The sequence below is a fragment of the Pseudactinotalea sp. genome, assembly GCF_048594945.1.
GTDB lineage: Bacteria > Actinomycetota > Actinomycetes > Actinomycetales > Beutenbergiaceae > Pseudactinotalea.
On record NZ_JBMDXJ010000494.1, the window covers coordinates 16,972 to 30,687 of the forward strand.

Annotated in this window: 14 protein-coding genes, 1 tRNA gene and 1 riboswitch; all 15 genes read left to right on the top strand. The window is 70.7% G+C overall.

Going from position 1 to position 13,716, the window contains the following annotated elements; all coding sequences use genetic code 11:
• Nucleotides 1-94: 94 nt before the first annotated feature.
• The 15 genes from ACOJSN_RS22285 to ACOJSN_RS22355 all read left to right on the top strand — a co-directional run bounded on the left by ACOJSN_RS22285 (nt 95) and on the right by ACOJSN_RS22355 (nt 13,581).
• Complete coding sequence (locus ACOJSN_RS22285) at nt 95-1,543, top strand: MDR family MFS transporter (RefSeq protein WP_420114680.1); 1,449 nt, start codon at nt 95-97, stop codon at nt 1,541-1,543.
• A 202-nt stretch (nt 1,544-1,745) separates the two neighbouring features.
• Entirely contained in the window at nt 1,746-2,054 is a 309-nt protein-coding gene (gene rplU / locus ACOJSN_RS22290; RefSeq protein ID WP_420114681.1) for a 50S ribosomal protein L21, read from the top strand.
• Nucleotides 2,055-2,086: 32 nt separating this feature from the next.
• Nucleotides 2,087-2,353 carry a 50S ribosomal protein L27 gene (rpmA, locus tag ACOJSN_RS22295; protein ID WP_420114682.1) on the top strand — a complete coding sequence of 89 codons (267 nt, stop codon included), beginning with the start codon at nt 2,087-2,089 and terminating at the stop codon, nt 2,351-2,353.
• Between the two features lie 90 nt (nt 2,354-2,443).
• Nucleotides 2,444-3,967 carry a GTPase ObgE gene (obgE, locus tag ACOJSN_RS22300; protein WP_420114683.1) on the top strand — a complete coding sequence of 508 codons (1,524 nt, stop codon included), beginning with the start codon at nt 2,444-2,446 and terminating at the stop codon, nt 3,965-3,967.
• A complete protein-coding gene (proB, locus tag ACOJSN_RS22305; protein ID WP_420114684.1) occupies nt 3,964-5,115 on the top strand; it encodes a glutamate 5-kinase in 1,152 nt (383 codons plus the stop codon). The genes obgE and proB overlap by 4 nt, the downstream gene beginning before the upstream one ends.
• Before the next feature lie 89 nt (nt 5,116-5,204).
• The gene (locus tag ACOJSN_RS22310; protein WP_420114685.1) at nt 5,205-5,690 is read left to right on the top strand and encodes a hypothetical protein; all 486 of its coding nucleotides are present in this window, start codon (nt 5,205-5,207) and stop codon (nt 5,688-5,690) included.
• On the top strand, nt 5,687-7,498 hold the full coding sequence (locus ACOJSN_RS22315; protein WP_420114686.1) for a hypothetical protein: 1,812 nt from the start codon (nt 5,687-5,689) through the stop codon (nt 7,496-7,498). Before ACOJSN_RS22310 ends, ACOJSN_RS22315 begins: the two co-directional genes overlap by 4 nt.
• 68 nt (nt 7,499-7,566) lie before the next feature.
• Nucleotides 7,567-7,680: riboswitch (SAM riboswitch) on the top strand.
• Between the two features lie 308 nt (nt 7,681-7,988).
• Nucleotides 7,989-9,005: a hypothetical protein gene (locus ACOJSN_RS22320; RefSeq protein ID WP_420114687.1), complete on the top strand. Its 1,017-nt coding sequence runs from the start codon at nt 7,989-7,991 to the stop codon at nt 9,003-9,005.
• 22 nt (nt 9,006-9,027) lie between these two features.
• Nucleotides 9,028-10,320 carry a glutamate-5-semialdehyde dehydrogenase gene (locus tag ACOJSN_RS22325; protein WP_420114688.1) on the top strand — a complete coding sequence of 431 codons (1,293 nt, stop codon included), beginning with the start codon at nt 9,028-9,030 and terminating at the stop codon, nt 10,318-10,320.
• Between the two features lie 105 nt (nt 10,321-10,425).
• Nucleotides 10,426-10,569 carry a hypothetical protein gene (locus ACOJSN_RS22330; RefSeq protein ID WP_420114689.1) on the top strand — a complete coding sequence of 48 codons (144 nt, stop codon included), beginning with the start codon at nt 10,426-10,428 and terminating at the stop codon, nt 10,567-10,569.
• Nucleotides 10,570-10,608: 39 nt separating this feature from the next.
• Nucleotides 10,609-11,265, top strand: a complete 657-nt coding sequence (gene nadD, locus ACOJSN_RS22335) for a nicotinate-nucleotide adenylyltransferase (protein ID WP_420114690.1) — start codon at nt 10,609-10,611, stop codon at nt 11,263-11,265.
• Nucleotides 11,262-12,404 carry a hypothetical protein gene (locus ACOJSN_RS22340; protein WP_420114691.1) on the top strand — a complete coding sequence of 381 codons (1,143 nt, stop codon included), beginning with the start codon at nt 11,262-11,264 and terminating at the stop codon, nt 12,402-12,404. Before nadD ends, ACOJSN_RS22340 begins: the two co-directional genes overlap by 4 nt.
• A 13-nt stretch (nt 12,405-12,417) precedes the next feature.
• Nucleotides 12,418-12,834, top strand: a complete 417-nt coding sequence (rsfS, locus tag ACOJSN_RS22345; RefSeq protein WP_420114692.1) for a ribosome silencing factor — start codon at nt 12,418-12,420, stop codon at nt 12,832-12,834.
• The gene (locus ACOJSN_RS22350) at nt 12,831-13,451 is read left to right on the top strand and encodes a histidine phosphatase family protein (RefSeq protein ID WP_420114693.1); all 621 of its coding nucleotides are present in this window, start codon (nt 12,831-12,833) and stop codon (nt 13,449-13,451) included. Before rsfS ends, ACOJSN_RS22350 begins: the two co-directional genes overlap by 4 nt.
• A 57-nt stretch (nt 13,452-13,508) precedes the next feature.
• Nucleotides 13,509-13,581 (top strand) — tRNA-Ala (locus ACOJSN_RS22355).
• Nucleotides 13,582-13,716 lie beyond the last annotated feature (135 nt).

The window sequence follows — 13,716 nt, forward strand, 5'->3', positions numbered from 1 at the left end:
GCCGATTACCTCGAACCACCGCAGGGGAAAGGGGGCAGGGAGAGGGGGCAGGGGGTCGCGGAATGAGATGATCCGTCCGGAGGTTGGGCAGCGCGTGGCGACGACAACGAGTACCGGGGTGGGCTTCCGCTCCGAGCGGGGGCCGATCCTCGCGTCGACGATGCTGGCGACCTCGCTGGTGGCGATCGACGCCACGATCCTCGCCACGGCGATCCCGGCGATCGTGACCGAACTGGGCGGACTCACGCAGGCGCCGTGGCTGTTCAGCGTGTACCTGCTCGCGCAGGCCGCCACGGTGCCGGTCTACGGCAAGCTCGCCGATGTCGTGGGGCGCAAGCCGATCATGGTCGCCGGCGTGCTGCTGTTCCTGCTGGGGTCGGTGCTGTGTGCGGTGGCGCCGTCGATGGTGGTGCTGATCCTCGCGCGTGGCGTGCAGGGTCTCGGCGCGGGCGCGGTTCAGCCGATGGCGCAGACGATCGTGGCCGACGTCTACAGCATCGCCGAGCGCGCCAAGGTGCAGGGCTACATGGCGAGCGTGTGGGCGATCTCCTCGGTGGTCGGCCCCACGCTCGGCGGCGTCTTCACCACGTACCTCGACTGGCGGTGGATCTTCTGGGTCAACCTGCCGCTCGGCGCCATCGCCCTGCTGCTGATGCGGCGGTTCAGGGAGAACCACGAGCGCACGTCACGGCGGATCGACATCCTCGGTTCGGCGCTGCTCACGGCCGGCAGCGCCGCCGCGATCCTGTTCCTGCTCGAGGGCGGGGTCAGCTGGGAGTGGCTCTCGACGCCGAGCGTCGCCCTGATCGGAGGCGGACTGCTGCTGCTGGCCGTGTTCGCCATCGCTCAGCGGTTCGTCGCCGACACGGTGCTGCCCGGATGGCTGTTCGCCTCGCGGTTGCTCAACACGACGAACGCGATCAGCCTTCTCGTGGGAGCGTTGCTGATCGGGCTCACCGCGTACGTGCCGATCTTCGCGCAGACGGTGCTCGGCCAGGACCCGCTGATCGCCGGGTTCGCCCTCGCTGCTCTGACGCTGGGCTGGCCGATCGCCGCTTCGCAGGCGGGCAATGTCTACCTGCGGATCGGGTTCAAGGCGACCGGACTGATCGGGGCGAGCATCGCCGTCGTCGGGACGCTCCTGCTCAACCTGGCCGGGCACGGGACCTCGGTGCTCGCGATCGCGGGCGCGTGCTTCGCGATCGGGCTCGGCATGGGGCTGGTGGCCACCCCGACCTTGATCGCCGCCCAGGCCTCAGCCGAGACCGGCACGCGCGGGGTGGTGACTGGGGCGAACATGTTCGCGCGCTCGCTCGGCAGCGCCTTCGGAGTGGCGATCTACGGCGCCGTGGTCAACACCGCGATCGCCGGTGCGGGCGAGCTCGAGGACCTTCCCGCCTCGGTGCTCGCGCCACCGCTGCAGCAGGTGTTCATCGGTGTGGCGATCGCCGCGGTGCTGCTGCTGGCCTTCGTGCTGCTCATGCCCCGGGGGTCGCGACAGCCACACCTGGCCACCACGCAGCCACCTGCCGAACAGGCGTGAGCAGGATCTCGCCGTCGCCGGTTTGCTGCAGCCAGGAGAACTCGCGTACAGTAGTTCCTCGGTGCGCTGCGCCGTGCCCGCGTGTGCGCTCGGATCACTCCGAGCAGGACCCGATCCCATCACGACTCGCCTCGAGTCGCCACGGGTGCGCGCGGCCTGGTGCACGCAGACAAAACGTCCGATGTGAGAGATGAGCTGAACCGTGGTGTACGCGATCGTCAAGGCCGGCGGCCGGCAGGAGAAGGTGTCCGTCGGCGACATCGTCGTCATGGACCGGGTCGCCGGTGAGACCGGTGCCGAGATCGAGCTGACCCCCGTGCTGCTCGTCGACGGCGAGAAGGTGACCTCGGCGGCGTCCGACCTCGCCAAGGTGAAGGTGACCGCGGAGATCGTGCGCGAGGAGCGCGGCCCGAAGATCACCATCCTCAAGTTCAAGAACAAGACCGGCTACCGCAAGCGTCAGGGCCACCGTCAGGACCTGACTCGCGTCAAGATCACCGGCATCAAGTAACCACCGATCTCCCAGGCTTAAGGACTGCAGACATGGCACACAAGAAGGGCGCCAGCTCCTCCCGCAACGGCCGCGACTCGAACGCGCAGCGCCTCGGCGTCAAGCGCTTCGGCGGCCAGGTCGTCAACGCCGGCGAGATCCTCGTGCGGCAGCGCGGCACGCACTTCCACCCGGGCGAGAACGTGGGCCGTGGCGGCGACGACACGCTGTTCGCGCTCGCACCCGGCTCGGTGCAGTTCGCCACCCGTCGTGGCCGCAAGGTCGTCGACATCGTCCCGGCGGAGCTCGAGACCGTCTGAGCCCGGACACCAGACTTCACTGCGCGAAGGGCGGGACGGCGTTGGCCGGCCCGCCCTTTCGCGTTCCCACCCCTTGATTGAGAGGCGACCATGGCCAGCTTCGTCGACCGTGTGGTGCTGCACGCGCGCGGCGGCGACGGCGGCCACGGCTGCGCGTCGATCCGCCGCGAGAAGTTCAAGCCGCTGGGCGGCCCTGACGGCGCCAACGGCGGCGACGGCGGTGACGTGATTCTCGAGGTCAGCGATGACGTCACCACGCTGCTGGACGTCTCGTTCTCCCCGCACCGCCGCGCCGCCAACGGGGCGCAAGGGGCGGGCGACATGCGCTCCGGAAAGAACGCCGACGACTTGGTGATCGGTGTCCCGGACGGCACCGTGGTCAAGGGGGCCGACGGCGAGGTGCTTGCTGATCTCGTCGGCACCGGTTCTCGGTTTGTCGCCGCACGCGGCGGGCGTGGCGGCCTCGGCAACGCGGCGCTCGCGTCACCGAAGCGCAAGGCGCCGGGGTTCGCACTGCTGGGCGAGCCGGGCGAGGAAGCCGACATCGTCCTCGAGCTCAAGAGCGTCGCGGACGTCGCGCTGATCGGCTATCCCTCGGCCGGTAAGTCCTCGCTGGTGGCCGCGATGTCGGCGGCGCGCCCGAAGATCGCGGACTACCCGTTCACCACGCTCGTCCCGAACCTCGGTGTGGTGCAGGCCGGATCGGAAAGGTTCACGGTCGCCGACGTGCCCGGCCTGATCCCCGGCGCGAGCGAGGGTCGCGGGCTCGGGCTGGAGTTCCTGCGCCACGTGGAGCGGTGCGCGGTGCTCGTGCACGTGCTCGACTGCGCCACCCTGGAGCCAGGCCGCGACCCGGTGAGCGACCTCGACGTCATCGAGGCCGAGCTGCAGGCGTACTCCGCCGATCTCGGCATCGTGGGCGGCCGGGTGCCGCTGGCGCAGCGGCCGCGGCTGATCGTGCTCAACAAGGTCGACGTGCCCGAGGCACGCGACCTCGCCGAGCTCGTGCGGCCCGATCTTGAGGAGCGTGGTTACCCGGCGGATCGCATCGTCGAGATCTCGACGGCGTCCCACGAAGGTCTGCGTGCCCTCGGATTCGCCTTGGCGGACCTCGTGCAGCAGGTCCGTGCCGCCGAGCCTGCCCCGGAGCCGGCGGTCCCGGTGCTGCGGCCGCGCGCCGTGGACCGGCGCCGCGCGGGCAAGGAGTTCGAGGTGACGCGGCGCGAGAGCGACCACGTGTACTACCTGGTCACCGGTGAGAAGCCGGAGCGGTGGGTGCGCCAGACGAGCTTCGCCAACGACGAGGCGGTGGGCTACCTCGCGGACCGGCTCGCGAATCTGGGCGTCGAGGACGCTCTGCTCGCTGCTGGCGCGGTCGCCGGCGACGAGGTGGTGATCGGCGACGGCCCGAACGGCGTGGTGTTCGACTGGGAGCCCACGATGATGACCGGTCCCGAGCTGCTCGGATCCCGCGGCACCGACCTGCGGCTGGAGGACCGCAGCAGGCCGACCCGCGCCGAGAAGCGCGAGAAGTTCCACGACCGCATGGACGCCAAGGCTGCGGCGCGTGAGCAGGTCTGGACCGACACGCCGTCGATCGAGGACGAGACGTGACGCAGAGTCCTGCGGCGCGGGTGCTCGACCGGGCTGCCCTCGCCGATGTCTCGCTCGCGAGGCGGGTGGTCGTCAAGATCGGATCCTCGTCGCTGACCGACGCTGAGGGTCATCTCGACGTGGCCCGGCTCACCGCGCTCGTCAACACGCTCGCGGCGCGGCGGGCGGCTGGGGGAGAGGTGGTGCTGGTCTCCTCCGGTGCGATCGCCGCAGCGCTGCCGGTGCTGAAGCTGCCGAAGCGTCCGAAGGATCTGGCCACCCAGCAGGCGGCCGCCAGCGTGGGGCAGGGACTGCTGGTGGCGCACTACACGCGCGCGTTCGCGGCGCACGGGCTGCGGGTGGGTCAGGTGCTGCTCACGGCCGAGGACGTGATCCGCCGCGGCCACTACCGCAACGCGCACCGGTCGCTGACGCGGCAGCTCGAGCTCGGTGTGGTCCCGGTCATCAACGAGAACGACGCGGTGGCTACCCGAGAGATCCGGTTCGGGGACAACGACCGGCTGGCTGCGCTGGTGAGCCATCTCGTGCACGCCGACGCGATGGTGCTGCTCACTGATGTCGACGCGCTCTACACGGCACCGCCCACGCGGCCGGGGTCGCGACGGATCGCCGTGGTCGACGACGTCGACCAGCTCGCTGAGCTCGAGATCACCGCAAGCGGCACGCACGTGGGGACCGGCGGGATGGTCACGAAGGTCGACGCCGCCTCGATCGCCTCCGGCGCCGGTGTGCCGGTGGTGCTGACCCGCGCTGACACCCTCGGCGCCGCGCTCGCGGGTGAGGATGTGGGTACCTGGTTCTCGCCCGCCGGCAAGCGCGTCACGTCACGACGGCTGTGGCTCGCCCACGCGGCCGACACACGCGGGCGCGTGGTGGTCGACGACGGCGCGGTGCGCGCAATCACGCACGGGAAGAAGTCGCTGCTGGCCGCCGGCGCGGTCGCGGTCGAGGGCACGTTCGAGGCCGGCGACCCGATCGAGATCGCCGGCCCCGATGGCGCGGTCGTCGGGCGCGGCATCGTCTCCTACTCCTCCGACGAGCTGCCCGCCCGGCTCGGCCGCTCCTCGGCCGAGCTGCGGGAACGGTTCGGTGACGGCAACGATCGCGAGCTTGTGCACCGCGACGACATGGTCCTCACCCGCCGCTGAGGCTGCTGCCGGCGTCGGCAGCCTGCCGTGCGTCAGGTGTCCAATACGCTCTCACCTGCGAAGCCACGACAGGGGAGGAGGGGCGGTCGATGATCATCGGCGTCACCGGCCACCGGTTCTACGACGAGGAGACAGCCGAGCGTCTGCGCAGTCGCGTCCGCGACCTGCTGCGGGAATGGGCCGACGACGGCGCAGTCCGCCTGGTCAGTTCCCTCGCCGAGGGAGCCGATCAGCTCGTGGCGAGCATCGCCGTCGAGCTGGGTCTCCCGCTCGAGGTGGTGCTACCCGCTGAGGGATACCGCGAGAGCCTCGACGATGGTTTCGAGCCGGAGTTCGACCGGCTGCTCGCGGCGGCGCAGAGGGTGACGACGCTCGAGCACGCCGAGCCCGGACCCGCCGCCTACCTCGACGCGGGCCAGCGGATGCTGGCGCGGTCCGACATGCTGCTCGCCGTGTGGGACGGAGAGCCGGCGCGAGGGACCGGCGGCACGGCGGAGATCGTCGCGCATGCGAGGACGCAGGGGATCGACGTGCACGTGCTGTGGCCGGATGGTGCGAGGAGGCAGCGCGCATGAACGCGACGCCGAGACGACTGTTCGCGGCGGCGGGACTGGTGCTCGCTGCGCTGATGGCCTCGGCCGCGCCTGCGGCCGCAGCCGGGGACCCGCCCTTCGATCCGGGCGAGGACTGGACGATGACCACCTCACGTGACGTCCCGGAGACCGATGCGGCCCTCGAGTGCAGCACCGCCTCGGAGTGGACCTGGAATTCCGGCGACCGGGAGATGACGCTGCTCGCCGTGCCGTGCGAGAACGAGCGTGCCACCTCGGGGATGTACGAGTGGCTGGCGGTCGAGGGCGAGGTCGTCGGTGGCGTGTCGCAGGAAGGTGAGCTCGTCCTGTGGGCAGACGACGAGGTGATCCGCGCCTGGGGTGCCGACGGCCCCGGCGACGAGGGCGCGCTCGGGATCCTGCGCGTGACGTGCGCCGGCACCGGGCAGGACACCTGCGTGAGTGACACCGACGCGCTCGCACTCGCTGCGATCGAGGGTATGCCCGGCGGAGCCGACGGGGTGGACACTCCCGGCTTCACGCCCGAGGCGATCCTCCTCGCGATCCTCGTCCCGGTGTTCTTCGTCGCGATCGTGCTGGTCCCGGTCCGGCTGATCAGCGCTCTGGTACGGCCGCGGTACGCCAGCAGCTCGACCTCTCCGCGCTACCACGACGTGTCACGGATGGTCGCCAAGGCACGGTGGCTGCGCCGCATCCGACGGGTGGTGTGGTGGATCGTCGCTGTGCTGGCCCTCGTGGGGCTCACCGCCATCGCAACCCGTGACACGTCCACACTCTGGGGCCTGGCGCTGATGGCAGGCATTCCGGTGATCGTGGTGCTGATCGGCTACCGCACGTTCCTGCGGCCGAGCGTGGTCGAGCGAGGGCGGCGCAACGTGTCGGGTCAGGGCGCCGAGGCAGCGATCGGGACAACCCTGTCGGTGCTGTCGTACGCGTTGGTGGGCCTGCTCGTTCTCGCGTACGTGCTCCTGGCCATCTACGGGAACATGTCCGTGGGCTGGCCGTCACTCGACGGCGGCGATGTTCGTCGCATGGATCTGCCGTTGCTGCCGAGCATGCAGGCGGCGGTGCAGTCCTCGGGCGAGAACCTGGCACTGGTGGGGATGTTCGTCGCCATCCCCGCTCTGATCGTCATCGCGATGATCGACGGGCTGGGCCAGCGGCTGCGGTCGGCCTCGCTGGACGAGGCGCTCGCGCAGGACTCCCGCCCGCACTACCTGTACCTGCGCAGCTTCGACGAGGACACGCTGGGGCTGCCGGGGCAGCTGCGCAGCCGCGGCCTGATCGCGGTGCTGTCGATGCGGCGCAAGGTGCGGTTCGAGGAGGTGATGGTGCGGCAGCTGTCGGCGACGGGTCCGGTGATCGCTATCGCGCCGCCAGGGGCGAAGATGCCGCCGATCGGTGCCGCGCGGGCGAGCTTCAGCAACGACGAGTGGCAGGAGCACGTGACCCGCTATGCCGAGACCGCCCGTGCGGTGGTGCTCTCGGCGACGCCGGGGGAGATCCGCCAGGGCTACGGCTGGGAGCTCGACCTGATCGCGCACCGGATTCATCACCAGCGCGTGCTCGTGGTGCTCGGTCCGTGGCAGCTGAGCTCGTTGCGACGCCGATGGACGCAGTTCTGCATGGCGGTCTCCGCAGTGCCGTTCTTCGCACCGATCACGATGCCGTGGGTGCCTGACGGGATCCACGTCCTTGCGCACTCGACCCAGCGCGGTTGGCAGGGCTGGGGTGCGAAGCGCCGACTCGACTGGACCTACGCGTTCGCGATCGATCAGGCCACCCGTGAGTACATGTCGGACTGGAGCTGAGACGAACCGTCTCGACATGTGAATCGGGTAGTTGACTTCTCACCTACCCGTGACCTACCTTCTACGCAGGTCTTGAGCGTCAGCACCAAGCCCCGGCTTGCTGACCGGCAACCCTCCAGATGCGGTGGGGTGCCCCGGGTGACGACCTGGCTCTCACCATCAGGTGAGCGCAAGCGCACGCATCCCGCCAGTGGGAAGAAAGAAGGAAGCACGGACATGGCACAGGCCACGGTTCTCGGTTTCGCTCGCACGACGCGTTCGAACATGGGTACCTGCATGTGCATGTGTCTGTGCGTGAAGGCCTGATCCTCTCGATCGGCCAGCACACAGCAGGCACCTCGGGCCGTTCGCTGCCGGCATCTGCGCCGCAGCACCGCCCCTTCGGTTGCCGCCCTCGGTAGGAAACCCTCCCGACGTCGCCGCGTGACACGGCAGGACCCGGTGAGTGGCTACCGAGCAGTCCATCTCCACTGCTCACAAAGGCACCCTCATGACTTCTGCATCCATTCGTCCCACCTTCGTGGCCCTCGATCTCTCCGGCACCGGCGCTCCGCGCGCCTGGGCCGGTTCCGGCGACAGCGAGTCGGAGGCCTTCATCATGGGCCGGCTCGCCGGCCTCGCCTCGCTCGCCGACAAGGGCGGGGTCGACCTGATCGCGCTCGACTCCAGCTTCCGCCTCGGTAGCGGCCGCCGCCGGGACGACTGGCTCGACGGGGCACTGGCCGCCTCCCGGCTCGGCCGCCACACCGGTGCTCTCACGGTGGCCGCCTCTGTCCCGCTCGGCGTCACCGACGCCGCGCACGTAGCCAGCGCCGTGGGCAGCGTCCACAAGGCTACCGAGGGGCGCGCCGCCTGGCAGGTCGAGCGCGGCACCCGCCCGCTCTCGGCCCGTTCGGTCGACGCGGTGATCACCGCCCTCGGCGCTCCGCGCGTGAGCCGGCGCACCGGGCGCGACGTGAACGCGAAGGCGGCACAGGTGGTCGTGACCGTGCGCGAGCCGCTCGACCTCGAGCTCGCGGCCGCGCGTGCCGACATCGCCCGGATCAGGGTCGCCACGCTCGAGGAGGCGATCGCCTCGCGCGCAGCGATCCGGCAGGCCGCGGCGGAGTGGGGTCGTGCCGCCGACGACGTCCGGGTGCTCGTGGACGTCAGCACCGTGCTCGCGGCGGACGACGACGGCGCTCGCGCCCGGGCGGATCTCCTCACTGTTCTCGAGAACGAGAGCGAGCGCGAGGCAGACGCCTCGTTGCTCAGCTTCGTTGGCACCTCGGCCGGCTTCGCCGACCTCTGGCAGGAGTGGGTCGACGCGGGTGCCGCCGACGGCTTCACTGTGATCCCGGCGTCAGTCCCGACCGACGTGCTCGCCGTGGTGACGGAGGTGCTCGACGAGCTGACGGCGCGGGGTCTGCGCGCGCCCGTGGCCCGCCCGGCGGCGACGGCTCCTCGGGAGCCCGCCTCGGCGCGTCGCGCTGCGGCGCCCCGCCGTCGCGTCGCCGTGTCGGCCTGAGCGACGCCGGTAGCCTGGTGGCATGACCGCAGCTGAGGTTTCCCAGGCGTCCGACGTGGTCTCGGCGGTGCACGAGGTCGCCGGTCGCGCCAAGGTCGCTGCCCGATCGCTCGCGACCGCGACCCGTGCCACGAAGGACGCCGCGCTGCACGCGATGGCGGATGCGCTGCTGGCCCACCAGGCGCAGATCGTCGAGGCCAACGCGATCGACTGCGAGCGGGAGACTGCCGGCGGGATGGCGCCGTCGTTGGTGGACCGGTTGCGGCTCGACGCCGGGCGCGTGCATGCGATCTCCGAGGCGTTGCGCGAGCTCGCTGCGCTGCCCGACCCGGTCGGAGAGGTGATCCGGGGCGAACGGCTGCCCAACGGGCTCTCGGTGCGCCAGGTCAGGGTGCCGATGGGCGTGGTCGGGATGATCTACGAGGCTCGGCCCAACGTGACCGTGGACGCAGCGGGCCTGGCGCTGAAGTCGGGTAACGCCGTCGTGCTTCGCGGCGGCTCGGCAGCGGCCGAGTCCAACGAGGCGATCGTGGCCGTGCTGCAGGAGGCGCTCGAAGGAGTCGGGCTGCCACGCGACCTCGTGACCTCCATCGACGCCCACGGGCGCGCTGGTGCGCAGGCGCTGATGCAGGCCCGCGGGCTCGTGGATGTGCTGGTGCCACGCGGTGGTGCCGATCTGATCCAGACCGTGGTCCGCACCTCGACCGTGCCGGTGATCGAGACCGGCGTGGGGAACTGCCACGTGTACGTGGACGCGAGCGCCGACGTGGCGCAGGCGGTCGCGATCGTGCTGAACTCCAAGACGCAGCGCACCGGCGTGTGCAACGCGGCGGAGACGCTTCTGGTACACGCCGATGCCGCACCTCAGGTGCTGCCTGCTGTCCTCGCTGCGCTGCATTCCTCGGGTGTGGTGTTGCACACCGATGACGCTGCTGCTGCGCACGCGCCGGAGGGCGCCGAGGTGGTCGCGGCGACCGAGGAGGACTGGCGCACCGAGTACCTGTCGATGGATCTGGCGGTGCGGGTGGTCGGGAGTCTCGACGAGGCGCTCGAGCACATCCGGACCTACAGCTCGGGCCACACGGAAGCGATCCTCACGCGCGATACTGCGGCGGTTCGGCGGTTCACCACCGAGCTGGACTCGGCCGCGATCATGGTCAACGCTTCCACACGGTTCACCGACGGCGGCCAGCTCGGACTCGGCGCCGAGATCGGGATCTCGACGCAGAAGTTGCACGCCCGGGGTCCGATGGGGCTGGCCGAACTCACCACGTCGACATGGATCGTGGAGGGTGACGGCCACGTCCGGAGCTGACACGCACCACGCCACAGCCCATGGACGGCCCGGACCCTGAGGTGGTCGTGCCAGAATGCTCGGGTCCCGACACGAAAGAGGTTGACGCTGATGAGGAGTTCCCTGGTGGGCTTCGCCGCCGAGGGCAGTCAGAGCTTTGGTGAGCTGATGCCGATCGGCTACGGCATCGTCGCGCTGGTCATCCTGCTCGCCCTGCTGATCGTCACGTTCGCCTTTCGTAGCATCGGCACGCGGCACCGCGATCACTGACATGACGCCTCACCCCTGCGGCAGCGGGGTGACCGCCCGATGATCGCTGCCTCCTCCGCACCAGCGCGGATCGGGATCATGGGTGGCACCTTCGACCCCATCCACCACGGTCACCTCGTGGCGGCCAGCGAGGTCGCCTCGGTGTTCTCGCTCGACGAGGTGCTGTTCGTCCCCACCGGCGAGCAACCGTTCAAGTCGGACCGCGAGGTCACGGTCGCTGAGCACCGGTACCTGATGTCGGTGATCGCCACGGCGTCGAACCCCCGGTTCTCGGTGTCGCGCGTGGACATCGACCGACCCGGAGTCACCTACACGATCGACACGTTGCGGGAGCTGCGAGCCCAGCTGCCGCAGGCCGAGCTGTTCTTCATCACCGGTGCCGACGCGCTCAGCCAGATCTTGCAGTGGAAGGACGTCGACGAGCTCTGGGACCTCGCCCACTTCGTGGGGGTGACGCGGCCTGACCACGAGATGGACACCTCGGAGCTGCCGGCAGGGGAGTACTCGCTGCTCGAGATCCCCGCAATGGCGATCTCCTCGACCGACTGCCGCGCGCGGGTGATCGCGGACAAGCCGGTGTGGTACCTCGTCCCGGACGGTGTGGTGCAGTACATCGGCAAGCACCGTCTGTACCGTGATCCGGAGACGTTCACGATCGGTGGTCGTGACCGCACGGTTGGTGGTGATGCTGCATGAGTGAGGACGAACAGAACGTGGGGGCGCGTCGGCGCCGCCGCGAGGCCGAGCGTGCCGCTCGGGAGGCCGCCGCGCAGCGTCCGCTTACGCGGCGGGAGATCCGCGCCCGGGAGGCGGCGCTGGAGACCGGCGCGATCGAGATCGACGAGACCGGCGAGGTGCGGGTGATCGCGGACCCGCCGCCCGAGCCGACCACAGCGGCAACCGGGCCCGACGGACCGGGTGAGCCACCGCCGTCGGAGATCACCGACACCTCCGGCTTGACCCGACGTCAGCTGCGCGAGCTCCGCGAACGCCAGGAGGCGGCGTCTGCGACCTCGGCTGCGGAGCCGACCCCGGCCCGCGGCGTGCCGACGCCGCCTGAGCGGGTGTCGGTCAAGGCGGAGCCGGCCCAGCCCGAACCCGCCGAGCCTGAGCCGAGTACGCCTGAAGCCAGCCGGCCCGAGCCGAAGCAGGCGCCGCCGATGCGGCGCCCGGTCGTGCGGCCGCCCGCCAGCACCGGTGCGATCCGCAGCCTGGCGGAGGACGGCACCGGTTTGACGCCGGTGGTCCGTGACGAGCCGCCGCAGCCCAAGGACGACCCGGCCTCGACCGGTGCACTGAGCGCCGTCGACGGCGAGGGCGGCATCGACGTGACCGAGGTGGCAGCGCCCGGACCGCTGCCGAGCACGCGGCGATCGCTGCGGGTCGCCGCGGACCATCCTGCGGGGGAGCGGAGTGAGAGTGCTGAGCCGTCGCTCGATGAGCTGATCGCGGGTGAGACCGACAAGCCCGAGCCGTTCGACGCACGACCGAGCTGGGCCGAACTGCCCCCGCCGACGCCGTCCGGGCCGATTGCCGGCTTGCCGGCCCCGGCGCCGGCGCCGGAGGGCGAGACCGAGGTGATTGCCGCCGAGGCGCTGAGAGCCGCGGAGCCCGCGCCGGCTCCGTCCGCACGGGACGAGCGTGACGACGACGAGGACGACGAGGACGAGGACGAGCACCGAACCCCGATCTGGCTCACGCTCCTGATGGTCCTGGTGCTGGTGGTCATCGGTATCGTGCTGGGTCTGCTGGTGTGGCGGCTAGTCCAGGGTGACGACGCGGCGGCCGGCGCCGCGATGGCAAGCCTGGGAGGTCTGAGGGAGTGGTTGATGTGACGGAGAGGACTGCGTGAGCGCGGCGGAGCGTGCGATCGAGCTGGCTGTCGTAGCCGCTCGTGCTGCGGCCGACAAGAAGGCGCGGGAGCTGATCGCGCTGGACGTGTCCGAGCGGCTCGTGCTGACCGACGTGTTCCTGGTGACCTCGGGGGCGAGCGAGCGGCAGGTGGGCGCGATCGTCGACGGCGTGGAGGAAGCGATGCACGCCGCGGGCGTGAAGGCGTTGCGCAAGGAGGGCGTGGGCGAGGGCCGGTGGGTGCTGCTCGACTACGGCGACATCGTGGTGCACGTGCAGCACGACGAGGACCGCGAGTTCTACGCGCTGGAGCGCCTGTGGAAGGACTGCCCGGTGGTTCCTCTGCCTGAGGATGCCACGAGCACTGACGGCTCTGACGAGACCGACCCAGGCGCCGGGGTCGAGCGCGCGTGAGCGCCGGCACGGTCGTGCTGATGCGGCACGGCCAGACCCCGTGGAACCTTGCCCGCCGGTTGCAGGGGCAGGCTGACATCGACCTCGACGACGTGGGGGTGGCGCAGGCCGAACGAGCCGCCGGCCCGGTGGCCCGGTTGCGGCCGGCGGCGATCGTGGCGTCGGACCTCGTGCGTGCCAGGCGTACCGCCGAGGCCGTCGCGGAGATCACAGGCCTCGCGGTGGTCACGGACGAGCGACTGCGTGAGCGTGCCTTCGGCACGTGGGAGGGCCTCAACCACACGGAGATCGAGGGCGGCTGGCCGGCCGAGTACGAGATCTGGGGGCGTGGCGAGCAGCCGGAGGGCATCGGCATGGAGGACCGCGGCGAGGTCGGTAGCCGGGTGGCGGCCGCCGTCATCGAGCACGCCGCGCGGTTGGGCGACGACGAGAACCTCCTCGTGGTGACCCACGGCGCGGCGATCGGAGCGGGGATCTCGGCCCTCCTCGGGCACGACGCCGCCCACTGGCACGGCATCTCCGGGCTCGGCAACTGCCACTGGTCGGTGCTGCACCCCAGCGAGCGTGGCACCCCCGCCTGGCGGCTTCACGCACACAACGTGGGAGTGCCCGGCTGAGTTTCCGGTTTGGGCCGGTGATCGTCTACACTCGTTCAGGCCCACCACGAGGGCCGCGGGGCTATGGCGCAGTTGGTAGCGCGCTTCCATGGCATGGAAGAGGTCAGGGGTTCGAATCCCCTTAGCTCCACAAGGACTGATGGGATCGGCACGCATTTCGCCGGTCCCATCAGTCGTTGAGGCGACGCTCAAGTCGTTTCTGGGGGTTCGTTGCGTGGGTTCGGTGAGGGTGCCGTGCTGCCTGCCGCGGACAGTGCTTTCGGTC